Genomic DNA, 26169 nt, shown 5'->3' with positions numbered 1-26169 from the left:
ATATGACCATGAGTAATCGTAATGTAATCAGTTTGGTCGTAATCGCCCTAGTGGTGTTAGTGGCCAGCCAAACGCTGTACATCGTGACCGAGAAGCAGCGCGCCGTGCAGTTGCGCTTCGGTGAAGTAGTGAACCCGGACGTTAGTGCTGGCTTGCACCTCAAAGTACCGTTCATTGATACGGTGAAGATGTTTGACGGTCGTGTGTTGACCAACGTCTCACGTCCTGAGCGCTTCTTAACGGTGAACCAAGAGCCAGTGATTGTGGACGCCTTCGTCAAGTGGCGAATCTCTGATCCGCGGACCTATTATGGTGCTACAGCGGGTGACGAACTGGCCGCCTCTGAGCGTTTGTCAGCTTTGGCCAACGATGGTCTGCGGAGTGCCTTTGGTACCCGTACCCTGTACGAAGTAGTGTCGGGTGAGCGTGACCAGTTGATGACGGAAATCCGTGATCGCGTTGACCTGTTGGGCCGTGACGCGCTGGGCGTGGAAGTCGTGGATATTCGTATTAAAGGGATCGACTTACCACAAGAAGTCAGTAACAACGTTTACACGCGTATGGCAACAGATCGTGAGAAACTGGCAACAGAGATTCGTGCCCGCGGTAGCGAGCAAGCTGAAGGTATCCGCGCTAATGCAGATCGTCAGCGCACGGAAATCATAGCGAACGCGTTCCGTCAATCGCAGATCATTCGTGGTGAAGGTGATGCGATTGCAGCGCAGGTATACGCTGAGGCATTCTCGCAAGACGAAGAGTTCTTCTCCTTCTGGCGCAGCCTGCAGGCTTACCGTGACTCGTTTAATGGTAATGACCTCTTCGTGCTCGAGCCGGAAAGCGACTTCTTCCGTTACCTAAACCAAGGGTCAGGTGTCCGTTAAGATTCCTGCATGAAGATCTGAATAGGGCTGAGCTTCTACGTGGTGTTTTAACGTAGGGCCCCAGTCCTATCTTCAAACGCTTAAGAGTATAGCGCCCACCCTGCAAAAATCGGGTGAGTATTGATCACAAAGCGTTTATACTTCCGCAAACCGGGCAGAGTCCCGGTTTTTTTATGTTCTGTTAGTTATAGGTGCCATGAACAACACCGACCGTTGGTTATTGCCGGACGCCATTGAAGAAGTCCAGCCGCCGATGGCAACGCACGTTGAAGCGCTGCGCCGTCGCACTCTCGATTTATTTCAGGCCTGGGGTTATGAGCAGGTAATGCCACCGCAGGCGGAATTCTTAGAAAGCCTCCAAGTTGGACTGGGTAACGACCTTGACCTGTTGACCTTTAAGGTGACAGATCAGTTGTCGGGCCGGCTGCTTGGCATTAGCCCAGATTTAACCCAACAAGTTGCGCGCATGGATGCCCACAGCATCGGCCGCATCGCCGTAGCGCGGTACTGCTATTGCGCGCCCGTTTTGCATGCCCGTAAATCATCATTGCTGTCGTCGCGCAACCCACTGCAAGTGGGGGCTGAAATCTATGGCAGCTCTGAGTTGGCAGCGGACATCGAAGTCATTTGCTTAATGGTGGAACTGGCGCAGTCGTTTGGTCTTGAATCCTTGACCCTGGATATTGGCCATGTGGCGATTTATCACGCCGTGGTGGACTCTTTAGGTCTGCCGTCGGCGCTGCAATCTGAACTGTACGGCCTGCTGCGCCAGCGTGCTCTGCCAGAGCTTAAGGAATGGCTCAATGTGCATGTGAGCAGCGATGCCCATCGGAAATTACTGATGTCGATGCCGACTTGGTCGGGTGGTGTCGAGCTGCTGGATCGGTTAGACGACACATTGCGTGCGTTCGCGGTGAACGATACGCTGATTGCGTTGCGTGAACTGGTGAATGTGCTGCAGAAGAAGCATCCAGAAGTACGCTTGCACCTCGATCTCGCAGAATTACGTGACTACAACTACCATACAGGGTTGGTGTTTTCGTTGTTTCATAAGGAACACGGGCATGCCATTGCCAAAGGCGGTCGTTACGACGACACCGGCGCTGCGTACGGGCGCAGCCGGCCCGCCACCGGATTCTCCGCTGACCTTAAGACGTTAGGCGGCTTGACGGACCCGAGTATTCGGCAGCATCGGCGCCGTATTTATGCGCCTATGCTTGCCAATGAAGGGCACGACGAGGCTGGCTTGCAACGGGTGATCGCCCAGTTGCGCGCCGAGGGCTCTGTCGTGGTGCAAGGATTTACGCAGCGCGCCGAAGAGGCGGCTGAATTGGAATGCTCACATCGACTGAGCGAGCTGTCGGGAACGTGGCAGGTCACGCCGCTGTGAAGCCCCATAAGGGTCTCGCAGAGCGTAAATCACACTCAATTTTTGACTATTGATAAAGGTTAGAGCAACTCATGGGTAAGAACGTAGTAGTTCTCGGAACGCAGTGGGGCGACGAAGGCAAGGGTAAGATCGTTGATCTTATGACCGACGAAGCTGAAGCGGTTGTACGTTATCAGGGAGGCCACAATGCGGGTCACACTCTGGTAATTGATGGTGAAAAGACCGTACTGCACCTGATTCCTTCTGGCGTCCTGCGTGACGGTGTGACCTGCATCATTGGCAATGGTGTGGTGGTTGCACCCGATGCGTTGTTGAAAGAAATCCACATGCTGGAAGACAAGGGCGTTCCCGTGCGTGAGCGCTTAAAAGTCAGTCTGGCGTGCCCGTTGATTCTGCCGTACCACGTAGCCTTGGACAAAGCGCGCGAAGAGCGTCGTGGTGCTAAGGCGATCGGTACGACAGGGCGCGGCATTGGCCCTGCCTACGAAGACAAGGTCGCTCGTCGTGCGGTCAAGTTGGGTGATTTGTATCGCCCTGAAATCTTCCGTGAAAAACTGGTTGAGATTCTGGACTACCACAACTTCACTCTGACACAGTACTACAAGCAGCCAGCACTGTCGGTTGACCAAGTGTATGACGATGCCATGGCGTGGGCCGAGCAGATCAAAGACTTGGCGTGCGATACTGTTGACCTTGTGCACCAGTTCCGTAATCGTGGCGCCAACATCATGTTTGAAGGTGCGCAGGGCTCGCTGCTTGACATCGATCACGGTACCTATCCGTACGTCACCTCGTCGAACACCACTGCAGGTGGCGTGGCGACCGGTTCTGGCGTTGGTCCGTTGTATCTCGACTACGTGTTGGGTATCACCAAAGCCTACACCACGCGTGTCGGCGGCGGCCCGTTCCCGACCGAGCTGATGGACGACGTGGGCGCTGGCTTGGCCAAGCGTGGACACGAATTCGGCGCGACCACAGGCCGTGCGCGTCGTTGCGGTTGGTTTGACGCCGTTGCAGTAAAACACGCCATTCAGATCAACTCCATTTCTGGTATCTGCTTGACCAAGTTGGATGTGATGGACGGCATGGCTGAAGTGAAAGTCTGTGTTGGCTACAAAGATCAGAATGGCAATACCATGACGGTGCCCGCTGAGTCGGAAGGCTTTGAAAGCGTCGTGCCGGTTTATGAAACTTTGCCAGGCTGGCAAGAAAGCACCGTTGGTGCTAAATCTATAGATGCATTGCCTGCTAATGCGCAGGCGTACATCAAGTACATTGAAAAAGTCGTCGGTGCTCCCATCGACATCGTCTCAACCGGGCCAGATCGCAGCGAGACCATCGTCTTGCGTCATGCGTTCTCCGTTTAACAGAGGAGGCTGGTTGAGCAATACCATTGAGGCAGCGGCACGAAGGTTCGTGCTGCGCTGCTGTCAGAGCGCCGTATGGCGCTCTGCTTTAAGAGGAAAAATTTAAGTGGGAAATAAAAAGAAGAACAAAGACCCCTATGCGGAGCGGGAAGCTCAACGTTACGACAATCCGGTGCCAAGCCGGGAATTTCTGTTAGAACATCTGACCGAACGTGGCACTCCCGCAACTCACCCTGAGTTGGTGGCCGAACTGGGTCTTAAAACCGAAGATGAAATTGAAGCCTTACGTCGCCGGCTGATTGCCATGGTGCGTGATGGCCAAGTTATATGTTCACGTCAGGGCGCTTACGGCCTGATTGATCGCATGAGCTTGATCCGTGGGCGCGTACAGGGACACCCTGACGGCCACGGCTTGTTGATTCCGGATCACGGTGGCGAAGCCATCAGTCTGTCGCACCGCCAAATGCGCGCCTGTTTTGATGGCGACAAAGCCGTGGTACGCACCACCGATCGCGACCATCGTGGTCGTCTGGAAGGTCATATTGTTGAAGTGATTGAGCGCAATACAGCCTTTGTGGTTGGGCGCTATCACAGTGAATCCGGCATTTCTTATGTGTTGCCGGAAAATCGTCGTCTGTCACACGACGTCTTGATTCCGCCCGGCAAGTCCGGTGGTGCCGAGCCAGGTGACATCGTCTCCGCACGCATCACTGATCAGCCTGACGTACGACGTCAGCCGCTCGGTGAAGTTACCGAAGTATTGGGTCGCTCTATGGCGCCGGGTATGGAAATCGACATCGCTTTGCGCAGCCATGGGATTCCCTACGAATGGCCGGAAGAAGTTACCTTGCAATTGGCTGATCTGCCCGATGAAGTGCGCAAGAGCGATCTGGTAGGTCGCGTTGATCTGCGCGATCGTCCGTTTGTCACCATCGACGGTGAAGACGCGCGCGATTTCGACGACGCCGTCTGCGTGGCGAAGCGCCCCGGCGGCTGGAAACTGTGGGTAGCCATCGCTGACGTCAGTCACTACGTGCGCCCCGGCTCAGCCTTGGATAAAGAAGCCGAAGTGCGTGCTACCTCGGTGTATTTCCCGGAGCGCGTTATTCCCATGCTGCCGGAAAAATTGTCGAACGGCCTGTGTTCGTTGAACCCGGCGCTGGATCGTTTGGTGTTGGTCTGCGAGATGCTGATCAAAGACAACGGCGACATTGAAGGTTATCGCTTTTACGAGGCGGTGATTTGGAGTCAAGCCCGTTTAACCTACACCAATGTGTGGGACTGGATGCAAGGCGACGAATCGGCGGTGATGAACCAAGTGCAAGGCGATCCGGCAAAAGTCCGCAAATCGCTGACGCAAATGGTTGAGTTGTATGAAGCATTGCGCCGCACCCGCGCTCGACGTGGCGCCATGGACATCGAAACCATTGAGCCGCGCATCATCTTTGGTGCCGACAAAAAGATTGAGCGCATCGTACCTTATGCCCGTAACGACGCGCATAAAATCATCGAAGAGTGCATGCTGGCAGCGAATACCTGTACCGGCGAATTTCTGGACAAGTCCGGCATTCCGGCGCTGTATCGCGTACACGACGTGCCGCCTGCCGAGAAGCTGGAAAATCTGCGTGGTTATCTGGCCGAATTGGGCTTGGCGTTACGCGGCGGGGCAGAGCCTGCACCGTCGGATTATCGCGAGCTGATGGAGCAGATTCACGGCCGTACAGATCACGATGCCATTCAGAGCATGATTCTGCGCAGCATGTCGCAAGCGGTGTATCAGCCGGAAAATCTGGGCCACTTTGGTTTGGCGTATGACGCCTATACGCACTTCACGTCACCCATTCGCCGTTACCCTGATTTGTTGGTGCACCGTGCCCTGCGTGGCCTGATTCACAGCGGGCGCCGCAGTGGTCAGTTAAAACGCACCAAGGATACGCCGCAGGTTAAGCTGGAAAAATCCTACCCGTATACCGAAGAGCGTATGTACGCCTTGGGCGAGCATTGCTCGCACAATGAACGCCGCGCCGACGAAGCCACGCGTGATGTGGTGTCGTGGCTCAAGTGTGAGTTCATGCAGGAGCACATTGGCGAAGTCTTCAGCGGTAAGATCACCGCCGTATTGGGCTTCGGCTTCTTCGTGCAGTTGGATGATTTCTGGGTCGATGGCTTGGTGCACGTTACCGCCTTGTCGCGCGACTATTATGTCTACGACGCCGCGAAACAGCGTTTAGTGGGCGAGCGGACGCGTGTCATGCACAGCCTCGGTGACGAGATTAAAGTGCGGGTTGCACGGGTGTCGTTGGACGACCGTAAGATCGATTTCGAATTGGCGGATACCGGGGACAGCAAGAAGAAGCGTGCTGAACCCGGCACCTTGCCAACGGAAAAGCCCGAGCGGAAGAAAAAAGGTGGTAAGCCGGTCGCCAATCGCAAGAAAAAGCGCGCGCCCCGTCCGTTCTGATGCCCCTTCTGGGGCATCTGTTTTAAATCTAGGTAATTACAAATTATGTCAGCCATCGCCGGTATCCATGCCGTCAGTGCCGCGCTTGAGCAACAGCCCGAGCGCGTAAAAGAAGTGCTGGTCAATGCCAGCCGTCAGGACAAGCGCACGCAGCGCGTTATTGAGCAAGCACGCGCCGCTGGTGTGCGCTTCGACTTAGTGCAGCCCGCAGCGTTCAACCAGCGCCTGCAGAAACTGGAGCTGGGTGATATCAACCATCAGGGCGTCATTGCCGTGGTGCACGCCATTGCCCCAAAAGACGAGCACTTTCTCTGGAATTTGTTGGATAACACCACCGATCCGTTGTTGCTGATTTTGGATGGCGTAACCGACCCCCATAACTTGGGTGCTTGCTTGCGTACCGCCGATGCGGCGGGTGTGGCCGCGGTCATCGTGCCGAAGAATCGCTCGGCCGGACTGACGCCCGTGGTGGTCAAAGTCGCCAGCGGCGCGGCCGAACAAGTGCCCTTGGTGTTGGTTACGAATTTGGCCCGCACCATGGCCGAGTTGCGTGATCGTGGTGTGTGGTTAACCGGCACTGCCGGTGAGACCGAACATTCGATCTACGACGCCAACCTCAAGGGTGCTACGGGCATCGTGATGGGGGCTGAGGGCGAGGGCATGCGCCGCCTGACGCGCGAACATTGTGATCTGCTGGTGAACATCCCCATGGTGGGCACGGTGAGCAGTTTGAATGTTTCAGTTGCGGCGGGGGTGTGCCTTTACGAGGCTGTCCGTCAGCGCTTGTAAAGCTACTACGCTTGTTCTGGCGGCGTTAAAATTATCCTCAAATGCTCATTTACTTGAAGTAAACTGCGCGTTCTCGTCAAATTTTGTCTTGCCAGCACGTCGCTCGTGACGCTTTACCTACTTCCTTTGGCGTAACTCATTCCTGAAGCTTGCATCACAGCCGCTTTTCCCCTATGATCCGCGACCCCGGATAAAATCTGATATTTATCGTGCGTTCTCCTTACCTTACGGCGGACCGGGACACTGAAGGTTGTTGAACCCGAAAGGAGCATTTATGCGTCATTACGAAATCGTTCTTCTGGTCCACCCAGACCAGAGCGAACAAGTACCTGCTATGGTTGAGCGTTATACCAGTGTTGTGACTGAAAGCGGCGGCAAGCTGCACCGTCACGAAGACTGGGGTCGTCGTCAGCTGGCTTTCTCTATCCAGAAAGTGCACAAAGCTCACTACATCCTGCTGAACGTAGAGTGCGACAACGCCACCATTGAAGATCTGAAGTCTACCTTCCGTTTCAACGATGCCATCATCCGTAACTTGGTGATCCGTCGTGATGAAGCTGTGACTGAAGCATCACCTATGATGAAAGAAGTTGAAGCTAAAGAAGCGCGCAAGAGCTATGACACACCACGCCGTTATGACAATGACGACAGTGGCAATGACGACAACGACGACGATGCTGACGAAGAAGTTAGCAACGAAACTCGCGAAGAAGTCTAAACAGATCGGAATCAGGAGAATAAATCATGGCTCGTTTTTTTCGTCGCCGTAAGTTTTGTCGCTTTACCGCCGAAGGCGTTAAAGAAATCGACTACAAAGATGTAGAAACGCTGAAAGGCTACGTCAGTGAAACTGGCAAAATCGTTCCTAGCCGTATTACGGGTACTCGTGCTCGCTACCAGCGTCAGCTGGGCACTGCGATCAAGCGGGCTCGTTTTCTGGCTCTGCTGCCTTACTCTGATCGTCACGAGTAAGCCGGCCACGGTGCCAACGTATTATCGGTAAGTAATGGCGCGTTGCGATGCGCCTGAACAAGAGGAATTTGAAATGGAAGTAATACTTCTGGAGAAAGTCGGCAAGGTCGGCAGTCTGGGCGATAAAGTAAACGTCAAGGCTGGTTACGGCCGCAACTACCTGATCCCTCAGGGTAAAGCAGTTGCTGCGACTAAAGAAAACATCGATACCTTTTCTGCACGTCGTGCTGAATTGGAAAAAGCCGCTGGTGAGAAACTGGCTGCAGCTCAAGCGCGCGCTGCGCAACTGGCAGAGCTGGAACTCACTATCGCAGTACGCGCTGGTGACGAAGGTAAGCTGTTCGGTTCAATCGGCACGCGTGACCTGGCAGACGTTATTTCGTCTTCTGGCGTTGAAGTGAGCAAAAGCGAAATCCGTTTGCCTGAAGGCGCTCTGCGCACCACTGGCGAATTCGAAATCGATTTGCAGTTGCACCCTGAAGTGGTTGCAACCGTAACGGTTATCGTAGTTCCTGAAGAATAAGCACAGCATTATGTGCTAATGAACGCCCCCAGGTTATACCTGTGGGGCGTTTTTTGTGCTTATCGGATCGTAGGAGGCCAGCCCTCTGGCCGAATATTCCCCGCGCGAACCATTCGGCCAGAGGGCTGGCCTCCTACGACCTGATCTTCCTACGAATTCTTCTAATGCCTATCCATACATCCCATGAGTCAGTAAGATAACCAGTCTTTAAACCCAAAGTAGTGCGATAAACCAGCCTCATGACGGACGAATTCAATCTCAAGACACCCCCGCATTCTCTCGAAGCCGAACAAAGTCTGTTAGGCGGCTTGATGCTGGACAACCAGCGTTGGGACAATGTGGCGGAAAAGGTCACGGTGACAGACTTCTACCGGCCAGAGCACCGCGCTATTTTCAGTGCCATGCTCGGGCAGATTGAAGCGCAGCAGCCGATTGATGTTATTACGCTGACCGAAGAGCTGGAGCGTGAAGGCAGTCTGGACGAAGCCGGTGGCGTAATCTATCTGACCGAGCTGGTTGAGAACGCGTCGGGCATCGGGCACCTCGATGCCTATGCCGACATCGTACGTGAGCGCGCCCTGTTACGTCGCCTCATCGAAGTGGCCAATACCATGGCCACCAGTGCGTATGACCCAGAAGGGCGCACGGCCGAAGAACTGGTGGACGAGGCGGAACGTGCGGTGTTCCAAATCGCCGAAGATCGGCCGTCCGACAGCGGCCCGGTCGGTGTTAAGGAGTTGCTGAAAACGGCGTTAGCGCGCATTGATGAGTTGTCGCATTCTGACAGTCCGATCACTGGTCTGAGTACCGGATTCGAAAAACTCGATCAGATGACCACAGGTTTGCAACCCGGCGATCTCATCATTGTTGCAGCAAGGCCCTCGATGGGCAAAACGACATTCGCGATGAACCTCGTGGAATCGGCTCTGATGTTCAGCGACAAGCCCGTCATTGTGTTCTCGCTCGAAATGCCCGGTGAGCAGTTGGTGCAGCGTATGCTGTCCTCCTTGGGACGCATCAACCAAACCAAGGTGCGTACCGGTAAGCTGGAAGCCGATGACTGGGACAAATTGACCAACGCCGTAAACAAGCTGCACGATCGGCCCTTGTTTATTGATGATACGGCCGGTATATCGCCGTCCGAAATGCGCTCACGCATACGGCGTTTGATCCGCGAGCACGGTGAGCCCGCGTTGATCATGATCGACTACCTGCAGTTGATGAAAATCAAAGGCTTCACGGAAGGCCGCACGAATGAGATTTCTGAAATCTCGCGCTCTTTGAAAGCCATCGCCAAAGAATTCAAATGCCCTGTAGTGGCCTTGTCGCAGCTGAACCGTAGCTTGGAGCAGCGCCCCAATAAGCGCCCCGTTAACTCGGATCTGCGTGAGTCGGGCGCTATCGAGCAGGACGCCGACGTCATCGCCTTTATCTATCGGGATGTGGTCTACAACCCGGAGACATCGGAACCCAATGTGGCGGAGATCATCATCGGTAAGCAGCGTAACGGTCCGATCGGTACCTGTCACCTGTCGTTTATTGGCGAGTACACGCGTTTCGAGAACCTGACCTACGACTACCAAGCACAAGAGGATTGATGCCATGAGCCGTACCGGTATTAAGCACGTTGACGTTGCCATCATTGGCGCCGGTGCTTCAGGGTGTGCTAATGCTTACATGTTGAGTCGCTACACCAATGCGCGGTCGGTGGCGATCTTTGATCGCCATAAAGCGGTGGCGCAGGCGAACTCCGGCAGTCTACACAATTCACAAACGCTGCATTGCGGCGACATTGAGACCAACTATTCGCGTGAAAAAGCCGAAGAAGTGAAGGCCACCGCTAACATGGTGGCTAACTATGTACGCCAGCAGCCGGACGCAGCAGAGATTGGCTTTCGTATGCCCAAGATGGTGCTGGCAGTGGGTGAGGCGGAAATTGCGCATTTGCGTGAGCGTTGGTCTTGGTTGCAGCAGAGCTTTCCCTACCTCAGCTGGCTAGAGGCGGCCGACATTGCCGCTATGGAGCCCAGCGTGATGGCTGGGCGCACCGAGCCCGTGGCGGCGATTGGTGTGGCGGATCGTGTTGCTGCCATCGACTTTGCAGCACTCAGCCGCTCGTTATTGGCGCAAGCTCAGCAGGCGCAGCAAGACAAACAAGACGCTGAACCACTCGATGTGCAACTTGGTAACCCGGTTGAAACCCTCGTGGCGACCGTGAACGGCTATACACTGCAAACAGCACAAGGGGTTTGGCAGGCGCGCGCTGTGTTGGTGTGTGCAGGCGGCCACAGTTTGCTGTATGCCCAGCGCATGGGCTATGGCCACGAATACACCTGTTTGCCGATGGCAGGGAACTACTACACGGCACCTGCTTGCCTGAAGGGTAAGGTGTATACGGTGCAAAATGACAAGCTGCCCTTCGCGGCGGTGCACGGCGATGTGGATGTCCTCAATCCCGCGCAGACGCGGTTTGGCCCGACGACCTGGCCCATTCGACGGTTAGAGCGCTATTTAAGTACCTCGAAACGTGACTTTAAGGCGGTCGAGGGCGCTGCCAGTGTGGCGCCTAAAGCCTTGCTAAAATGGTTCCGCGATGCGGATTTACGACCGTTTATGTTGCGTAATATGGTGTACCAAGTGCCCGGTTTGCGGCGCTACAGTTTTCTTCGCCAAGCGCGCAAAGTCGTGCCTGAGTTGCAACGCAAAAATCTCACGCGCGCCAATGGTGTTGGCGGGCTGCGGCCGCAATTGATCGATCGTACCACTCTGAGTATCGTGCCCGGTGAGGTCAAAATGGATACCGGTGCGGGTTTGATCTTTAATATGACCCCGTCACCCGGTGCGACCAGTTGCCTGGGCAACGCTTGGAAGGATACCCAGAGCATTGGTCGCGTTTTAGGCTTGAACGTCGACGCTCAGCGGGTGCAGCAAGAATTGCTGACGGGCGATGGCGCCGCCTGATCAGAGGGCGACGAAAGTGGTGACAATGGTCACTCGTTTTCCGGTTGCGTCCTGACGACAATGGAGGCATGACCATAGAATTTCCACGCAATCGCCTTTCAGCTTACCCTTGGTGGCATTATAAGGCTTGGCTACCCGACGATCATCCGTTCTTTCTCGACTGGATGGTGCCCGGCATGCTGGGCGTACACTTGGTGGTTTTCTGGATGGGCTTGCTGTGGCCCGGTATCACCAGCGAGCGTTTGCTGCTCGGCTTGGTGGTGAGCGCGGTGTCGCCGGTGTTGCTCTTCGCGGGCTTGTGGCAGAAAGGCGTCGGTCGCTTATTCTTTGTCGCCGCTATGCTGGCGATTTGCCTATACACACTGCCTTACACCGAAGCGGGCTACGTCTTCTTACTGTTCAGTTTGACTTTCCTATCGCGTGCACAGCGCAAACTTCCAGCGTTTTTGGTGCAACTGCTGGTGGTCAGTATTGCGGTCGGTTACGGCTATCACTTGGAGATCGCCGGGTTATTGCTGACCATTGTTTTCTTCTTGGCGGTATTTGGTGGGCTGATGGATGAAGTCTTTATTCGCTATATCGACCAACATCAAGCCTTGTTGAAATCCCAAAGTGAAGCCGAAGAGCTGGCACGTACTGCGGAAAGGGAGCGCATCGCGCGTGACTTACATGATCTGCTGGGGCACACCCTGTCCGGTATTCGCATCAAGGCCGAGTTGGCCGAGCGCATTCTCGAGCGCGACCCTGTGCGTGCTCGCCAAGAGATGAAGGATATAGAAAAAGCCGCTCGTGAAAGCTTGCAACAGGTGCGGGCAGCCGTGAGTGGCTATCACCTCGGTGGCTTAGCGCTGGAGATCAATTCGGCACGGAGCATCTTGTCCTCCGCCGGGGTACGCTTTGTCGCCGATACCGATGCCCCCGTGCCTGCTGCTTTGGAGCCGGTGCTCGGTCAGGTGTTGCGCGAAGGCGTGACCAATATTGTCTGTCATGCTAACGCCTCCGAAGCACACCTAACGATTTCGCATCAAAATGGTCGTTTGCTCTTACAGTTACGCGATAACGGTAGCGGACTCAATGGTCCTGCAGGCAATGGTATCACGGGCATTCGTTCGCGGGTTCAGGAGGTGGGCGGTATGGTGCGCTGGCGCTCCGACAACGGCACCACCATGGTAGTAGGATTCCCGTTGGGCCAATTCGACGCGGTAGGGGTTGAGGCGACAACATGAGCGACAATATCCGTATTCTTCTGGTTGAAGACCAGATGCTTATTCTCGGCGCGCTGTCCGCTCTGCTCGACATGGAGCCTGACATGACCGTGGTGGGTCAGATGGCCGATGGCCAGCAAGCGTGGGACTATTTGCAAGACAATCAAGTCGATGTGGTATTGACCGATATCGAAATGCCTAATATGAGTGGCCTCGAACTGGCCCGTCGGCTGCGTGAGCACAGTCCAGACACAGTGGTTGGGGTCATCACCACCTTTGCGCGCAGTGGTTACCTGAAGCGTGCCTTGGACAGTGGAGTACGCGGGTACCTGCTGAAAGATACACCGGCCGAGCAATTGGCGGATTCGGTGCGTCGTATGCTGGCTGGGGGGCGAGTGATCGACCCCGAGTTGGCCGCCGAGGCACGGCAGGTTGTTGATCCGCTGAGTGATCGCGAGCGGCAAGTGTTGAAGCTCGCCGCCGAAGGGTTAACCACCGCTGCCATCGCGGCCAAGATATACCGTTCTGAAGGCACCGTGCGTAATTACCTGAGTGAAGCCATCAGTAAATTGGGCGCACGGAATCGTGTAGACGCGGCGCGAATTGCGCGCGATCAAGGCTTTTTGTAGCAACGTCCAGCGCTGGAGCGGCTAGCGGGGCTTAACCTGCATCCCCATGCATCACATCCTGCATCGTGCGTGACAGCTGCGTCAGCTCTTCAGCCTGCACTTTCAGCGCTTTCTGGCTTTCAATCAGGGCAGCCGCTGAGCGGGTTTGCTGCTGACTGATATCGGAGAGCTCGCTGCTCGATTGTGCCATTTCTACCAGTTCGCGATTCTGCTCGACGATTTGGGCACTGACAGAATCGATGGACTGGCTAATACTGGTGACTGATGTCAGCACCCGTGTAAGCGTTTCCCGCGCATTACCCACCACCGCGATGCCGTTGTCGATATCCGCAATACTTTGATTCAGCAGGGTACGAATCTCGTTGGCGGAGGTGTCCGACTTTTGAGACAGGTTGCGAACTTCATCGGCGACGACCGCAAAGCCGCGCCCGGCTTCGCCCGCTCGCGCCGCTTCGATCGCTGCATTCAGTGCAAGTAAGTTCGTTTGCTGCGCGATGTCATTGATCAGGCGAGTAGCGACCTCAATGCGATCGTTATTGTCTTTGATCTGGTCCATGCTGCTGACCACGGCTTCCATGGCGGTCGCGCTTTCGGTGCTGTCAGTGGATGCGGTAGCGGCTTCGCGATTGATGCGTTGTACCAACTCATTGCCTTCGCTCAGCGATGCAGAGACTTGATTCAGGCGATCATTAAAGAACGTCGCTGCTTCGGCAAGCTGTTGCGACTGCTGCTGGATACTCTGGCTGTGTTCCTGCACGGTTTCTTGCAGCTCGCTCAGGTGTGCGCCGCCTTCGTACAGGTGGCTAACGCTCGCCTCTGCTTGCGTCAGTACGGCGCTCAGGTGTTGTGAGTTGTGGCTGGCCTCAGCAGCACTCACCTCGGCAGCCGCCAGGGCGTCACGGGTCGACTGCATGGCATTGTTGCGTACCTTCAAGCTGATGCTCTGCATTACCCAGACCATGATCATGGGCAACAGGTAGCCCGACCAGGTTTCCACGCGCAAGGCGCGCGCGTCCAGGTCGAGAGTGGGTACATAGCCGCCAGAGACGTCACGGCTGATCATAAAGACCAGTGCGAGCACAAACACCAGAGTCCAACCAAATGCTGAGCGGGCATCGGCCATAAAGTAAGTGCCCACCACCAGTGCAATCAGCCACAGAATATGAGGTGAGTCGATGCCGCCCGTCTGATACACCATATTGACGGCATGCACGGCAAAGCCAGTCAGGGTTATGTTGATGGTGATCAGCGTCGCTGTGCCTAGCTTCATCAGGGTGCTGGCCGTCAGCGTTAAGCTCAGCAGCACCAGAGAACTCAGCACCAAGGGTGTAACCCCATAGCTGTTCCATTTCAGGAAGCTGTAGAGGGCGATCACAACGCCGAAAAAGGCAAATACCAACACCATATTTTCTTGCGGGTGCTGGCCGTCTTGGAAATCCTTTCCTTGGGGAGTAAACAAACGTACGTACAACCGGATGGGATTCATTGCAGACAACCAATAATCGTTTTTATTGGGCTGAGTATAGTTTGTACAGTGCGAAGGGGTGAATGTTGGTGTGTAAGTGCTGGTCCAGACGACCAGACTCAGGTGCAGAAGTGCGACATTGCTGACAAGAATTCAGGAATGTCGCACCGTTAGGGGGCGGTCAGAGAAACACCACCAACAACAATGCCCCCAAGACGACTCGATAAATCACAAAGGGCTGCATGCCGATGCGCTTAATAAAGGCTAAGAAATAGTGGATGCACGCATAGGCGCTGACGCCGGAAATCACCGTACCCCAGAACATGGCGGACCAGCTTATGGCTTCCGGTGCCCGAATGAGACCCCAGACTTCTAACATACCCGCTAAGGCAATCACCGGGATAGACAGCAAGAAGGAAAAGCGAGCCGCGCCCTCTCGACTCATACCGACCAGCAGTGCCGCTGTCATGGTAATACCGGAGCGCGAGGTGCCAGGAATCAGAGCTAAGGCTTGTGCGAAGCCAATCCAAGCTACGTCCTTCCACGTCATTTGGTGTTCTGAGCGCGTGCCGCGCTGGCGCCAGTCGGCCCATCCCAGCAGCACACCAAATACGATCAGCGATACCGCCAATATGATGGGTGAGCGCAAATGGGTTTCAATGGCATCTTTGAACACCAAACCAGCCAAGCCGACAGGGATGGTGCCCAAGATTACCGCCCAAGCCAGTTTGCCATCGGCGTTCAGCTCGCGGTGCGTCACCGAGCGCGTCCAGGCGACCATCATCTTGAGCAAGTCTTGCCGGAAGTACAGGATAACGGCGGAAAGACTGCCAAGGTGCAGTGCTACATCAAAGGCGAGGCCTTGGTCTTCCCAGTCGGTCAGCACGGGCACCAAAATTAGGTGGGCCGAACTGGATACGGGCAGGAACTCGGTGAGGCCCTGAATCAAGCCCAAAATCACAACCTGTAGCCAATCCATCTCATATTCCTTATTAAAAAGCTGCGCGAACCTTAAGGGAAACCACCTCAATTGACAAATCTGGAATACCAGATTGAGAAAAAGAGGCTTTTAAGGGCGCATCATGTGAACACCACGGGCAATATCGGCTGCCTTGAACACGCCGGTGTCTAAAATCCATGCCGTGACCAACTCCGCCGGGGTCACATCAAAGGCCGGGTTCCAGACTGGTGCGTCCTTCGGTGCCCAGCTCACGTCGCCAAATGCACCGGAAACACCGCGCACCTCTGCGGGGTTGCGCTGTTCGATCGGAATGTCGGCGCCCGACTGACACTGCGGGTCGACCGTGGTGTAGGGCGCTACGACATAAAAGGGCACCTTGTGATGGTGCGCCAGCACCGCCAGCATGTAAGTGCCCACTTTGTTGGCAAAGTCACCGTTAGCGCAAATCCGATCGGCACCGACCATGATTTTGTCCACTCGGCCCGCAGCCATTAGGCTGGCGGCCATACTGTCGCAAATCAGTTCGTAGGGAATGCCAAGGTCGGCCATCTCCCACGCGGTTAATCGGCCACCTTGCAACAAGGGTCGTGTTTCATCAACAAACACCGTTAGGCGCGTGCCACGTTGGTGCGCCACCGCTAAGGCGCCTATGGCCGTGCCGACGCCTGCGGTCGCCAAAGCCCCGGTGTTGCAATGAGTAAGGACACAGTCACCATCGACCAATAACTCGGCACCGCGTTCGGCCATGCGTTGACACAGGGCGCGATCTTCAGCAAACAATTCAGCAGCACGCTGACTCATGGCTTTTGGCCCGGCAGCAAAGCATGCGCCCATTTCATCCAAACAATGCATCAAGTTGACTGCTGTTGGGCGGGTGGCGCGTAAGCGCGCACTGACCGCTTGCCAGTCGGCGCTCGGGTGCTCGTTGGCGTAACGTGCCAATACCAAGGCTGCACTCAGGCCAATGAGGGGGGCACCCCGAATGGCCAGCGAGGTGACCGCCGCTTGCCACTGGTCGGGTGTGTTGCACGGGTACCAGGCTTCGCGTTGTGGTAATTGCGTCTGGTCCAAAAACTCAATATCGCCTGCGGTCACGCGCAGGCTGCGTGCTTCTAAATCCAACATCCAGTAATCCTCGGTTAACGGCGAAAATCATATCATATACAATGCGGGCATTAGACATTGAGGTCGGACATGAGCACGCAAGAAGAATTACTCGATGCCATCACTTGGGTGGCCGCACAGGGTTGGACGCCAGCCACTGGCGGGAACTTTTCTGCCCGAATGCCGCAGGGCTATCTGATCACAGCGTCTGGGCGTGACAAAACGCGCATTCAGGCGGAAGACCTGCTGTTGTGTGACGCCATTGGACTGGTGTTGGACGGTACTGGGTTGCCCAGCGCCGAGAGTGAGCTGCACGCTGCTCTGTATCGACTCGATGCCGATATCGGGTGTGTGTTGCATACGCACTCGGTGGCGGCAACCGTACTGTCGCGTCGACACCCTGAAGGCGTACGTTTTACTGGCTTCGAGATGCAGAAAGCGTTGCAAGGCAACCGAACACACGACGCCAGTATACTATTGCCGGTGGTGCCCAATTCACAGGATATGGCGGATATTGCCGCCGCTGTGAAAGCAAAATGGCCTATGCCATGGGGCTTTCTGGTCGCGGGGCACGGCCTGTACGCCGTGGGTGAAGATGTGGCGACCTGTCGTCGGCACTTGGAAGGGCTGGAATTCTTACTGGCCTGTGTCTTAGAGGAAGAGAGATGGCAACGCTAGAACTCACCAATATTAAGGCCATCGTTACCGATATCGAAGGCACCACGACGGACATCGCTTTTGTACAAGACGTCCTGTTTCCTTATGCCTATCAAGCGTTGCCAGCGTTCGTACGCAGGCACAGTGAAAGCCCTGAAGTCGCCGCGCAGCTTGAAGCCGTAAAGCTGGAAATGGGCCAGCCCGACGCCGCCATGGATGCCCTGATTGATCAGCTGCTGCTCTGGATCGACACCGACCAAAAGGTGACGCCATTGAAAGCCCTGCAGGGCATGGTGTGGATACAGGGGTATGAAACCGGTGACTTCACGGCACACCTGTACGATGATGTCGCGCCTAACTTGCAGCGTTGGGCTGCGGCGGGTAAAGCATTGTATGTATACTCGTCCGGCTCGGTGCAAGCACAGAAATTATTGTTTGCGCACACCCCGGCCGGAGATCTGACACCTTTATTCAGCGACTACTTTGATACACGCATCGGGCACAAGCGCGAAGTGGCGTCCTATGCGCAGATAGTACAAAAAGTCGGTTTACCAGCCGATACAATACTGTTTCTGTCTGATATTGTTGAAGAACTGGACGCTGCACGTGAGGCGGGCCTGCAAACGGTTCAGTTGGTGCGACCGGGTACTGAATCCAGCCAAGCGCATCCAACAGTGACCGACTTTAATCAGCTTGTGTTATAGGAGTGCTCATATGTCTCACCTGAAAGTCTATGCTCACGACGATCCCAGTAAGTTGCTGCTGGATACGGACGACAGCTATCACATTCGCACCGAACTCAGTACCGTAGGCGTGCAGTTTGAACACTGGCAAGCGCCGCATGAATTAGCACCCGATGCGAGCAACGACGAGATAATTGCACTCTATCAGAAAGACATTGATCGCCTGAAAGCCGAAGGCGGCTATCAGACCGTCGACGTGGTACATATGGTGCCCGACCACCCGGAGCGCGAGGCGTTCCGGCAGAAGTTTTTGGACGAACACCGGCACAGTGAAGACGAAGTGCGATTCTTTGTGAAAGGGCAGGGGCTGTTCTGCCTGCACCTCGACAACAAGGTATTTCAGGTGTTGTGCGAACGCAACGACCTTATCAGCGTACCGGCCAACACGCCGCATTGGTTTGATATGGGGCCGACGCCGGAGTTCACCGCCATTCGCTTGTTTAACAACCCTGAAGGTTGGGTGGCTAACTTTACTGGGGCCGATATCGCGCAGCGTTTTCCCTTGTTTGATCAGTTTTGATCTGCCCCATGAGTAAGCACTGACACATGGTTTTTAAAACCTCCACACGGATTAATAAATACATCAGCGAAAGCGGTCTGTGCTCGCGCCGCGATGCCGACCGCTTTATTGAACAGGGCAATGTGTATATTGATGGGCGGCGCGCCACTACCGGAGATCAGGTGGTACCGGGCAGCGTGGTTAAGGTGAATGGTCAAATCATCGAGCCACAGGAAGCGGAAGATCTGGTCCTGATTGCGCTGAACAAGCCGGTGGGCATCGTCAGTACTACCGAATCCAGTGAGAAAGACAACATCGTTGATTTCGTGCAGCACAGCGTGCGTATCTTTCCCATCGGGCGACTCGACAAAGACTCGCAAGGTCTGATTTTCCTGACCAACAACGGTGACCTGGTTAATAAGATTCTGCGCGCCCACAATCAGCACGAAAAAGAATACGTGGTTACGGTGAACAAACCCGTGACCGACGAATTCATCGCTGGCATGGCCAGTGGTGTGCCTATTTTGGGCGAAGTTACCAAGAAATGCCGGGTGACCAAGGTCGGTGCCAATGCCTTTAATATTGTTCTGGTACAGGGACTCAACCGGCAAATACGCCGCATGTGTGAGCATTTCGGTTATGACGTCGTGCGGCTTGAGCGCGTGCGCATTATGAATGTATCGCTGAAAGGGTTGGCCGTCGGTGACTGGCGCGATCTGACGCCGAAAGAGCTGAAAACACTGTTTGGGATGCTGGCGGAGTCGGAAGGCAATGTGGCGACATCACCAGGCAAGTCACAGCGCAATCGCAAGCCACCCAATAAAGCCAAGTCAAATCCCGCTAGGCCGGGACGCCCCAATGCGCGGGCGCCGGATGGTGGAAGACCCCCGCGTGGCGCACCTGCTGGGCGTGGTAAAGGACGCCCTTCGTCGGAGCCTAAGCCGCGTGCTCCCGGTCAGACTAAGCAAAAGCCTGGTCGCTCGCCGAAGGGCGGACGACGTTCGGGTTAGTGTGCCTAGGCTAGAAAAAGCTAATGGCCCTAGCTGTCGAGCCACTGTGCCCATTCCTCGGAAGCCAGCAATCGAGGGATATGTTCTTCAAGAAAGTCTGCGACATCGGTCAGTTGTGATGTAATCAGCAGGCGTCGCTCGTAGTAACTGTGTGCGACGGGAGATAGATAGAGGTCGTCTTCGACCCCTAGTTTCTGAGCAATGAAGCCAGCTGAAATGTCAGACATGATGGTTACCTGAACATCACGCAACCTCGATACCATGAGCAAAGCGTTATCTTCACGATTGACGTCATAGCGCACAATTTGGCCTGCTTCAATAAGTGGTTCTAGATCAGCAAATCGATACCCGCGCACTACTGCGAGGTGCTTACCTCGTAGCGACTCAGGGCCAGCATAGTCAATGGAATGGCTTCGATGCGATATGACGGCGTTGCGGTCTTCCAGCATGGCCTCTGACCAAAGAAAAGTCTCTTCTGCGCTGTCACCAAACCACGCTGGGTTCGCCCAGAGCACAATACCCTGATGGCCTTGTTGCAAGAGAACGTTCAGGCGTTCGCGCGGTAAGGTGAGCACACTGAATTCGTATTGGCCCTCGGCGTGCCTATTGAGCCAATCAGCAAGCGCATGGCTGAGGCCCGAGCGCTGATCAATGACGAAAGGCGGGAGGTCGTGGTAGTTCCACAAAACGACAGATTGTGGCTGAGCCAGCCCTAGCGCAGTGCAAAACAGTGCGCTTAGGATGATATTTGCTCGCCACCAATTAACCATCGTTTGACCGTTTTTCTTAGTTAATGCGGAAGAACTTGAGTTGGCTCAATACTGTGCTACTGACTTGATTCATTTCCTCGCTGTAGGTGTTGGTATTGGTGGCGGTTTCAGCGGTTTCGTTGGTCAACTGTTGCACGGCATGCATGTTCTGACTGATGTCTGCCGCAACAGCGCTTTGCTCTTCTGCCGCTGTCGCAATCTGCTGCGCTTGTTCGTTGACATGTTCAACCCGTGCCAGAATGTCTTTCAGCATCTTAAAGTTTTCGTCGATCTTGCCACGTGTTACGTCGGCCATGCCGGTGGAGGCATTCATGCGCGTCACCGCATCTCGACCGGCAGCACTTAATTGCGCGAGCAGGGTTTCTATCTCATTTACTGAGTCTTGCGACCGCTGAGCCAACCCACGCACCTCGTCGGCTACGACGGCAAAACCGCGTCCTTGTTCTCCGGCGCGAGCTGCTTCAATGGCAGCGTTCAGGGCTAATAGATTAGTTTGCTCAGAAATGCCGCGAATCACATCGAGAATGCGCTCAATGTTGGCTGTTTCTTCCTGTAAGCGGTCGATGACCGTTGAGGTTTCTTGCAAGCTAGCCACCATTTGCTGCACCGTATCAATGGTTGCTGCTGATGCATCCAAACCCTGCGTCGCCATACCAGCCATTTCGCTTGATGCCGCAGCGGTATTGTTGGTGTTCTCCGCTATGTTCTTGCTGGTGGCCGACATTTCTTCAATGGCGGTGACCACTTGACTGGTATTGTCGGTAACTTGATTCGCCATGCTCTGAATGTGGCGATTGGCGTCCAAAACGGTTTCGCTGTTGGTCCCGACAACTTCGGCTGATTGGGCAATTTCACGAATGACGCTGCTCAGGTGAGTTACAGTTTCGTCCAGCGACCGGCTGAGCTCGGCCACTTCATCCGACCCCGCTACCTGGCTGCGTCGTGTCAAATCGCCTTCAACCAAAGCATTTGCGAGGTCTCGAACTTTTTTTATGTTCTGAATGATGTTGCGTGAAATGAACACACTCAGCACCGTGGCCGCCACTACGGCGATCAACAAAGAAAGGTAAAATACCAGGTTCGCTGCCGCTACTGCGTCTCGGGCATCGTTCTGTGCTTCGATGGCGGCGAGGTCTGTCTCGGCTTTGAGGTCGTCAAAATGCGCAAGTAGGTCGTTGTACGACGTTATAAATGCTGAGAACACCGGGAATGGAGCCTGGTTGTTCGGAGAGCTTTCCATGGCCGCAACAAAGGCTTTAGTCTTCGTTTGATAGTCGGTTACTAGACTATTTAAGCGCTGAAGGCTGGCCGGCTCGCCCACATAGCGTTCGTTAAGGGCGCGCAACAGCTCCGGCGTTTCACGGTAATTGCGCTCCATGTTGGTTAAGTAGCCCGGAATCTGATCAGAGAGGTTCAGCAGGTAAGCGATCTGCAAACCCCGCACATCCACCACAATGTCGACTTGCGCTTCCTTAATGCGCTCCACCAGCAGCGACACAGCAAAATTATCCTCATAAAAACGCTCGAAGTTTGCAGTGATGCGCACACTGGTGGCACGTATTGCCAAGAGGGCCACAATAAAAATCACCGATATCGAGATCACTAAGACAAGGAATTTGGCGCGGATGGAGAGGTTGTTCATGAGCAGGCACTCCACAAGGTAAGACTATTTAAAAAAATAGACGACTGGTGGGGTAAAACAAGGACAAAAGTAAAAATTAAAGTCGGACGACAGGGCAGAAAATTGAAGGCATTATGGTGTGCTGTCACTTTGCCCGGAGGGGGCGTTATGACAAGAAGGCACATTAAGTACGGACTGCTGAGTGCGTTCGCCGCACTATTGGTCACCGTAGGTGGTGTCGGCTGGCACCATGCAAACAAGGCTCTGCCTGCCGGTTTGGATTTTTCTGGAGAGCTGCGTGCGGCTCATCATGTAAAATTTTTGGCCGATGTGACCTATGTCGATGACTCAGGCGAACGACACACGGAACAGACTATCTTCGATGAGATCTTTGGTCTCATCGACGCCGCCGAGCATTTCCTGCTGCTCGATATGTTCCTGTTCAATAGCTTTCAGGGCGCGGAGCCTGAAACACACCGTGCGTTATCCTCAGAGTTAACCGATCGACTGCTGGCGCGTCGAGAGGCTCAGCCCGACATGCAAATCGTGGTCATTACCGATCCGATCAATACCTTGTATGGCAGCCTAGAGTCAGGCATCTTTAACCGTCTTGAAGCCGCCAACATCGATGTAGTGATTACGCATTTGCCCGCGTTACGCGACAGCAACCCCGCCTTTTCAGCACTGTGGCGTACCTTCATTGCACCGTGGGGAGTGGGGCCGGGAGATACCTTTGGCAACCCGATTGGTGCCGGACGTATTTCGGCGCGCAGTTACTTATCGCTGATCAATTTTAAAGCAAATCACCGCAAGTTAATGATTGCCGACAATGGTGACTTGTACGTGGCCGTGGTGACCTCTGCTAACCCACACGACGCAAGCAGCGCGCACGGTAATGTCGCCTTGCGATTCACCGGTCCGGCGGTGGCTGACCTACTGGCAACTGAGCGGGCGGTATTGGCATTCTCTGGCGGCCCAGACCTGAATGTGGCCATTCCAACCGACGCAGAGCCCTCCGATGAACGCCTGCAGGTGCTAACGGAGCAGGCGATTAAACAGGCTTGGCTGGCTACGGTAGCGCGCACCAGACGTGACGATCTGGTCGATGTGGCGGCGTTTTATCTGGCCGATCGTGACATCGTCGCGGCACTGATTGCGGCGCAAGAACGAGGGGTCACACTGCGTGTGTTGCTGGACCCGGCGAAAGACTCCTTTGGGAGAGAGAAAAACGGTATTCCTAATCGTCAGACCGCTCTCGCACTGCACGCCGCTGGCGTACCGGTTCGTTGGTGTGCGACCCATGGCGAACAATGCCACAGCAAGTTTCTGCAAGTGCGCTATGCCAATGGTGACAGCGTGCTGTTGCTGGGCTCGGCGAACCTGACCCGGCGCAACCTCGACAACTATAACCTTGAGACCAATGTGTTACTGGAAGGCACGACCGGCAGTCGAGCCATGCGTGACTCAGTGCGCTGGTTCGATCGCTATTGGCATCAATTACCGGGGCAGCACCTGAGCACGGAGTACGCGACCTACGCCGATGAAGACCGGTGGCGGCAGGCCTTGTATTGGCTGATGGAGCGTTGGGGGCTCAGTACCTTTTGAGGTACGTTGAGTGCTTTTTCTGTATGATGGGGGCGCTTTTTACGCTGCCTCCACTGATGAACAGGATATTGCTATGAGTGCGTTACCGCATTGCCCGGCTTGTACCGCCGAATACACCTATGAAGACGGCTTGATGTATGTCTGTCCTTCGTGCGGGCATGAATGGGCCCAAAGCGGTGCGGGTGAGCCGAGCGACGAAAAGGTTTACCGCGATGCGAATGGCACGGTGCTGGCGGATGGCGATACAGTGACGGTGATTAAAGACCTCAAGGTAAAAGGCAGCTCGTCGGTGGTCAAAGTGGGCACCAAGGTGAAGAACATTCGTTTGGTCGACGGCGACCACGACATTGACTGCAAAATTGATGGCATCGGCGCCATGAAATTGAAAACCGAATTCGTGAAGAAAGTGTAAGTTGAATGCTGTTTAACCCTAACCCCGAATAAAGATAAAAAAGCGGAGTTAACCATCATGAAAGACGTTGTACGCCCAGCTTCGACTGCGGCTTTGTTGTTGCGCGTGTTATTGATTGTATCCTTGGCCGGCGCTGCTCAAGGGCAAATCATCGACGGCCGGTTTCAGGATCACGGGAATGGTACCTTGACCGACCAGCAAACAGGTCTGACTTGGATGCGGTGCAGTCTGGGCCAGCAATGGAATGGCGTCAGTTGCAGTGGTGGAGCCAGTCGCCACACTTGGGACAACGCCATGACGCTGGCACAGGGTTTGGAATTCGCGGGCCACACGGACTGGCGCCTGCCAACACGGGATGAACTGAATACCATCGTGCATTGCAGCAGTGATCAACGCAGCGGCTTTAACAGCAATGGCTATGGCGGCCATTGTTTGGGCAATTTCCTCAAGCCTACGGTCCTTGCGGCGGCTTTTCCTAATACGCCGGATACCTGGTATTGGTCATCGTCGAATTACGGCACCAGCAATGTGAATGCGTGGGTGGTTGGTTCGGGCGACGGAGCGCTGAGCGGCAGTTATCGCAGTACGCCATTGCGAGTGCGTATGGTGCGCGGCGGACACTAGTCCGCCACTGTCATTATTCTTCCGGCGAATCGGCTTCTTGCAAGCGTTCCTGCCGTTCGCGCTCCTCTTCGATGGTGGCTTGTATCTCAGCCAAAACGCCGTCGATGTCGGCTTCGTGTTCGTCTTCCGGGTGTTCACCGGTGAGCGGATAGTCGGGGTGTAGTTCGCCTTCTTCATACAGCGCCCACATTTCTTGTGCGTAGCGCGCCGTGAGCAGTTCCGGCGCAAACTGGCCGTAATACGCGTTCATGTTTTCCACGTCGCGCAACAACATGCGTTCAGCGTGGTTGTTGGCGGCGGCGTCAACCGCTTGCGGCAAGTCGATAATGACCGGGCCATAGTCGTCGACCAAGACATTGAATTCCGACAAGTCGCCATGAATCAGGCCCGCGCACAGCATGCGCATGACGTAATGCATCATCAGGGCGTGGTCTTCCCGGGCTTGTTCTTCGGTCAGAATCACTTCGCTCAGGCGCGGGGCGACATTACCCTCGTCGTCGGTCACCAGCTCCATCAACAGCACGCCGTCGACACAGCCGTAAGGTTCGGGCACGCGCACACCGGCAGCGGCCAATTTAAATAAGGCATCCACTTCAGCATTTTGCCAACTGGTTTCCTGCTGCTGGCGGCCAAACTTAGAGCCTTTTTCCATGGCGCGGGCACGGCGGCTGCTGCGGTCTTTACGGCCTTCGCGGTAGGTGACGGCTTTTTTGAAGCTGCGTTGCGCGGCGTCTTTGTAGACTTTGGCGCAGCGAATGTCGTCGCCACAACGCACCACGAACACGGCCGCTTCTTTGCCGCTCATCAAGGGATACAGCACCTCATCGACGAGGCCATCGTCAACCAGAGGTTGGAGTCTTTTGGGGATTTTCATGCGGCCCTTGATGCGCAATGGAGTTAGAGCGGAGAATACAGCAAACGGAGGCTTTGCACGATGTCTGAAACTGAGAACATGCTGAACGGCGCATATTACAACCCCATGGTGCGCGAATTGACTCAGGCGCGTCATCGGGCCAGTGATCTGTGTCGGGAATACAATCAAACGCGCTCATTTGAAACCTTAGAGCGCAAGCGCATCTTGAAAGCGTTGTTAGGGGCTGGCGGCAATTCAGCGCGCATTACGCCGCCGTTTTATTGTGATTATGGCGCACAGGTTCAGTTGGGCAAGGGGGTGTTCTTTAACGCGAACTGCGTGGTGCTGGATGCGGCACCCGTGCGCATTGGCGCTCATACCCTGATCGGCCCGGCGGTGCAGATTTATACCGTCCTGCATCCCATGGACGCCGAAACACGTCGTACCCACGCTGAAAAAGCATTGCCCGTGACCATTGGCGACGATGTCTGGATCGGTGGCGGCGCCATTATTTGTCCCGGTGTCACGATCGGTGCGCGGACGGTGATCGGTGCCGGGAGCGTAGTGACGCGTGACCTGCCAGCGGATGTTTTTGCAGCGGGAAATCCATGCCGAGTCGTGCGTTCGTTGATGGATGAAAGTCCTTTACCTTAACTCGTGGGTGAAA

General features: G+C 55.1%; 25 protein-coding genes and 1 pseudogene. 20 read left to right on the top strand and 6 right to left on the bottom strand.

Translation table 11 applies throughout. The features are described 5' to 3' along the window. Positions 1 to 8: 8 nt before the first annotated feature. From hflC to NFC81_RS13225, 12 genes are all read left to right on the top strand, one after another. Positions 9 to 881: a protease modulator HflC gene (gene hflC / locus NFC81_RS13280; protein WP_304994961.1), complete on the top strand. Its 873-nt coding sequence runs from the start codon at positions 9 to 11 to the stop codon at positions 879 to 881. A 196-nt stretch (positions 882 to 1077) separates the two neighbouring features. Further along, positions 1078 to 2271, top strand: coding sequence for an ATP phosphoribosyltransferase regulatory subunit (locus NFC81_RS13275; protein ID WP_304994960.1), 1194 nt, complete (start codon positions 1078 to 1080; stop codon positions 2269 to 2271). Positions 2272 to 2342: 71 nt separating this feature from the next. Continuing rightward, a complete protein-coding gene (locus NFC81_RS13270; RefSeq protein ID WP_304994959.1) occupies positions 2343 to 3638 on the top strand; it encodes an adenylosuccinate synthase in 1296 nt (431 codons plus the stop codon). A gap of 106 nt (positions 3639 to 3744) precedes the next feature. After that, complete coding sequence (gene rnr / locus NFC81_RS13265; protein ID WP_304994958.1) at positions 3745 to 6099, top strand: ribonuclease R; 2355 nt, start codon at positions 3745 to 3747, stop codon at positions 6097 to 6099. A 45-nt stretch (positions 6100 to 6144) separates the two neighbouring features. Next, positions 6145 to 6888: a 23S rRNA (guanosine(2251)-2'-O)-methyltransferase RlmB gene (rlmB, locus tag NFC81_RS13260; RefSeq protein ID WP_304994957.1), complete on the top strand. Its 744-nt coding sequence runs from the start codon at positions 6145 to 6147 to the stop codon at positions 6886 to 6888. Positions 6889 to 7162: 274 nt separating this feature from the next. Then, on the top strand, positions 7163 to 7606 hold the full coding sequence (rpsF, locus tag NFC81_RS13255) for a 30S ribosomal protein S6 (RefSeq protein ID WP_304994956.1): 444 nt from the start codon (positions 7163 to 7165) through the stop codon (positions 7604 to 7606). A 26-nt stretch (positions 7607 to 7632) separates the two neighbouring features. Further along, positions 7633 to 7860 carry a 30S ribosomal protein S18 gene (gene rpsR, locus NFC81_RS13250; protein WP_304994955.1) on the top strand — a complete coding sequence of 76 codons (228 nt, stop codon included), beginning with the start codon at positions 7633 to 7635 and terminating at the stop codon, positions 7858 to 7860. A gap of 73 nt (positions 7861 to 7933) precedes the next feature. After that, complete coding sequence (gene rplI / locus NFC81_RS13245; protein WP_304994954.1) at positions 7934 to 8383, top strand: 50S ribosomal protein L9; 450 nt, start codon at positions 7934 to 7936, stop codon at positions 8381 to 8383. A gap of 239 nt (positions 8384 to 8622) precedes the next feature. Then, positions 8623 to 9981, top strand: a complete 1359-nt coding sequence (gene dnaB / locus NFC81_RS13240) for a replicative DNA helicase (protein WP_304994953.1) — start codon at positions 8623 to 8625, stop codon at positions 9979 to 9981. Between the two features lie 4 nt (positions 9982 to 9985). After that, the gene (locus NFC81_RS13235; protein ID WP_304994952.1) at positions 9986 to 11344 is read left to right on the top strand and encodes an FAD-dependent oxidoreductase; all 1359 of its coding nucleotides are present in this window, start codon (positions 9986 to 9988) and stop codon (positions 11342 to 11344) included. 68 nt (positions 11345 to 11412) lie between these two features. Next, the gene (locus NFC81_RS13230) at positions 11413 to 12570 is read left to right on the top strand and encodes a sensor histidine kinase (RefSeq protein ID WP_304994951.1); all 1158 of its coding nucleotides are present in this window, start codon (positions 11413 to 11415) and stop codon (positions 12568 to 12570) included. Next, the gene (locus NFC81_RS13225; protein WP_304994950.1) at positions 12567 to 13178 is read left to right on the top strand and encodes a response regulator transcription factor; all 612 of its coding nucleotides are present in this window, start codon (positions 12567 to 12569) and stop codon (positions 13176 to 13178) included. Before NFC81_RS13230 ends, NFC81_RS13225 begins: the two co-directional genes overlap by 4 nt. A gap of 31 nt (positions 13179 to 13209) precedes the next feature. Here NFC81_RS13225 and NFC81_RS13220 read toward each other — a convergent pair whose 3' ends face one another. The 3 genes from NFC81_RS13220 to mtnA all read right to left on the bottom strand — a co-directional run bounded on the left by NFC81_RS13220 (position 13210) and on the right by mtnA (position 16729). Further along, complete coding sequence (locus NFC81_RS13220; protein WP_304994949.1) at positions 13210 to 14664, bottom strand: methyl-accepting chemotaxis protein; 1455 nt, start codon at positions 14662 to 14664, stop codon at positions 13210 to 13212. A 160-nt stretch (positions 14665 to 14824) separates the two neighbouring features. Then, entirely contained in the window at positions 14825 to 15622 is a 798-nt protein-coding gene (locus NFC81_RS13215; RefSeq protein WP_304994948.1) for an undecaprenyl-diphosphate phosphatase, read from the bottom strand. 90 nt (positions 15623 to 15712) lie between these two features. Continuing rightward, on the bottom strand, positions 15713 to 16729 hold the full coding sequence (gene mtnA, locus NFC81_RS13210; protein WP_304994947.1) for an S-methyl-5-thioribose-1-phosphate isomerase: 1017 nt from the start codon (positions 16727 to 16729) through the stop codon (positions 15713 to 15715). 69 nt (positions 16730 to 16798) lie between these two features. Here mtnA and mtnB point away from each other — a divergent pair, with 69 nt between their 5' ends. The 4 genes from mtnB to rluF are packed head-to-tail and all read left to right on the top strand — an operon-like array spanning position 16799 to position 19617. Next, on the top strand, positions 16799 to 17386 hold the full coding sequence (gene mtnB / locus NFC81_RS13205) for a methylthioribulose 1-phosphate dehydratase (protein ID WP_304994946.1): 588 nt from the start codon (positions 16799 to 16801) through the stop codon (positions 17384 to 17386). After that, positions 17374 to 18069 carry an acireductone synthase gene (gene mtnC, locus NFC81_RS13200; protein ID WP_304994945.1) on the top strand — a complete coding sequence of 232 codons (696 nt, stop codon included), beginning with the start codon at positions 17374 to 17376 and terminating at the stop codon, positions 18067 to 18069. The genes mtnB and mtnC overlap by 13 nt, the downstream gene beginning before the upstream one ends. A 10-nt stretch (positions 18070 to 18079) precedes the next feature. Then, positions 18080 to 18628 carry a cupin gene (locus NFC81_RS13195; RefSeq protein WP_304994944.1) on the top strand — a complete coding sequence of 183 codons (549 nt, stop codon included), beginning with the start codon at positions 18080 to 18082 and terminating at the stop codon, positions 18626 to 18628. A gap of 26 nt (positions 18629 to 18654) precedes the next feature. Next, on the top strand, positions 18655 to 19617 hold the full coding sequence (rluF, locus tag NFC81_RS13190) for a 23S rRNA pseudouridine(2604) synthase RluF (protein ID WP_304994943.1): 963 nt from the start codon (positions 18655 to 18657) through the stop codon (positions 19615 to 19617). A 29-nt stretch (positions 19618 to 19646) separates the two neighbouring features. Here the strand turns inward: rluF and NFC81_RS13185 are convergent, their stop codons facing one another. Together NFC81_RS13185 and NFC81_RS16010 are read right to left on the bottom strand one after the other, a co-directional pair. Continuing rightward, positions 19647 to 20387, bottom strand: a complete 741-nt coding sequence (locus tag NFC81_RS13185) for a hypothetical protein (protein WP_304994942.1) — start codon at positions 20385 to 20387, stop codon at positions 19647 to 19649. Positions 20388 to 20403: 16 nt separating this feature from the next. After that, a pseudogene (locus NFC81_RS16010) lies at positions 20404 to 21396 on the bottom strand (methyl-accepting chemotaxis protein); the annotation flags it as partial. Positions 21397 to 22176: 780 nt separating this feature from the next. On the opposite strand from NFC81_RS16010, the gene NFC81_RS13175 reads away from it, so the two are divergent. The 3 genes from NFC81_RS13175 (at position 22177) to NFC81_RS13165 (ending at position 24649) form a co-directional block, all read left to right on the top strand. After that, a complete protein-coding gene (locus tag NFC81_RS13175) occupies positions 22177 to 23613 on the top strand; it encodes a phospholipase D-like domain-containing protein (protein ID WP_304994940.1) in 1437 nt (478 codons plus the stop codon). A gap of 73 nt (positions 23614 to 23686) precedes the next feature. Continuing rightward, positions 23687 to 24025, top strand: coding sequence for a zinc ribbon domain-containing protein YjdM (locus tag NFC81_RS13170; protein ID WP_304994939.1), 339 nt, complete (start codon positions 23687 to 23689; stop codon positions 24023 to 24025). A gap of 57 nt (positions 24026 to 24082) precedes the next feature. Then, positions 24083 to 24649 carry a DUF1566 domain-containing protein gene (locus NFC81_RS13165; RefSeq protein ID WP_304994938.1) on the top strand — a complete coding sequence of 189 codons (567 nt, stop codon included), beginning with the start codon at positions 24083 to 24085 and terminating at the stop codon, positions 24647 to 24649. A 13-nt stretch (positions 24650 to 24662) separates the two neighbouring features. Here NFC81_RS13165 and NFC81_RS13160 read toward each other — a convergent pair whose 3' ends face one another. Beyond that, complete coding sequence (locus NFC81_RS13160; protein ID WP_304994937.1) at positions 24663 to 25523, bottom strand: PA4780 family RIO1-like protein kinase; 861 nt, start codon at positions 25521 to 25523, stop codon at positions 24663 to 24665. Positions 25524 to 25583: 60 nt separating this feature from the next. Between NFC81_RS13160 and NFC81_RS13155 the strand changes: the two genes are divergently transcribed. Then, positions 25584 to 26156, top strand: a complete 573-nt coding sequence (locus tag NFC81_RS13155) for a sugar O-acetyltransferase (RefSeq protein WP_304994936.1) — start codon at positions 25584 to 25586, stop codon at positions 26154 to 26156. The last annotated feature ends 13 nt before the right edge of the window (positions 26157 to 26169 follow it).

Origin of the sequence: Salinispirillum sp. LH 10-3-1 (genome assembly GCF_030643825.1) — a bacterium.
Taxonomy (GTDB): domain Bacteria; phylum Pseudomonadota; class Gammaproteobacteria; order Pseudomonadales; family Natronospirillaceae; genus Salinispirillum.
Note: the sequence above shows the minus strand (reverse complement) of the source record. Positions and strands in the feature narration are given on the sequence as shown.

Coding starts and splice junctions, on each gene's coding strand:
- NFC81_RS13220 (WP_304994949.1), bottom strand. CDS start 14,664: ATGAATCCCATCCGGTTGTACGTACGTTTGTTTACTCCCCAAGGAAAG.
- NFC81_RS13185 (WP_304994942.1), bottom strand. CDS start 20,387: ATGGTTAATTGGTGGCGAGCAAATATCATCCTAAGCGCACTGTTTTGC.
- rlmB (WP_304994957.1), top strand. CDS start 6,145: ATGTCAGCCATCGCCGGTATCCATGCCGTCAGTGCCGCGCTTGAGCAA.
- rplI (WP_304994954.1), top strand. CDS start 7,934: ATGGAAGTAATACTTCTGGAGAAAGTCGGCAAGGTCGGCAGTCTGGGC.
- rpsF (WP_304994956.1), top strand. CDS start 7,163: ATGCGTCATTACGAAATCGTTCTTCTGGTCCACCCAGACCAGAGCGAA.
- NFC81_RS13175 (WP_304994940.1), top strand. CDS start 22,177: ATGACAAGAAGGCACATTAAGTACGGACTGCTGAGTGCGTTCGCCGCA.
- mtnA (WP_304994947.1), bottom strand. CDS start 16,729: ATGTTGGATTTAGAAGCACGCAGCCTGCGCGTGACCGCAGGCGATATT.
- NFC81_RS13235 (WP_304994952.1), top strand. CDS start 9,986: ATGAGCCGTACCGGTATTAAGCACGTTGACGTTGCCATCATTGGCGCC.
- mtnC (WP_304994945.1), top strand. CDS start 17,374: ATGGCAACGCTAGAACTCACCAATATTAAGGCCATCGTTACCGATATC.
- rluF (WP_304994943.1), top strand. CDS start 18,655: ATGGTTTTTAAAACCTCCACACGGATTAATAAATACATCAGCGAAAGC.
- NFC81_RS13165 (WP_304994938.1), top strand. CDS start 24,083: ATGAAAGACGTTGTACGCCCAGCTTCGACTGCGGCTTTGTTGTTGCGC.
- NFC81_RS13170 (WP_304994939.1), top strand. CDS start 23,687: ATGAGTGCGTTACCGCATTGCCCGGCTTGTACCGCCGAATACACCTAT.
- dnaB (WP_304994953.1), top strand. CDS start 8,623: ATGACGGACGAATTCAATCTCAAGACACCCCCGCATTCTCTCGAAGCC.
- NFC81_RS13195 (WP_304994944.1), top strand. CDS start 18,080: ATGTCTCACCTGAAAGTCTATGCTCACGACGATCCCAGTAAGTTGCTG.
- NFC81_RS13275 (WP_304994960.1), top strand. CDS start 1,078: ATGAACAACACCGACCGTTGGTTATTGCCGGACGCCATTGAAGAAGTC.
- hflC (WP_304994961.1), top strand. CDS start 9: ATGAGTAATCGTAATGTAATCAGTTTGGTCGTAATCGCCCTAGTGGTG.
- NFC81_RS13160 (WP_304994937.1), bottom strand. CDS start 25,523: ATGAAAATCCCCAAAAGACTCCAACCTCTGGTTGACGATGGCCTCGTC.
- NFC81_RS13155 (WP_304994936.1), top strand. CDS start 25,584: ATGTCTGAAACTGAGAACATGCTGAACGGCGCATATTACAACCCCATG.
- NFC81_RS13225 (WP_304994950.1), top strand. CDS start 12,567: ATGAGCGACAATATCCGTATTCTTCTGGTTGAAGACCAGATGCTTATT.
- mtnB (WP_304994946.1), top strand. CDS start 16,799: ATGAGCACGCAAGAAGAATTACTCGATGCCATCACTTGGGTGGCCGCA.
- rpsR (WP_304994955.1), top strand. CDS start 7,633: ATGGCTCGTTTTTTTCGTCGCCGTAAGTTTTGTCGCTTTACCGCCGAA.
- NFC81_RS13270 (WP_304994959.1), top strand. CDS start 2,343: ATGGGTAAGAACGTAGTAGTTCTCGGAACGCAGTGGGGCGACGAAGGC.
- NFC81_RS13215 (WP_304994948.1), bottom strand. CDS start 15,622: ATGGATTGGCTACAGGTTGTGATTTTGGGCTTGATTCAGGGCCTCACC.
- NFC81_RS13230 (WP_304994951.1), top strand. CDS start 11,413: ATGACCATAGAATTTCCACGCAATCGCCTTTCAGCTTACCCTTGGTGG.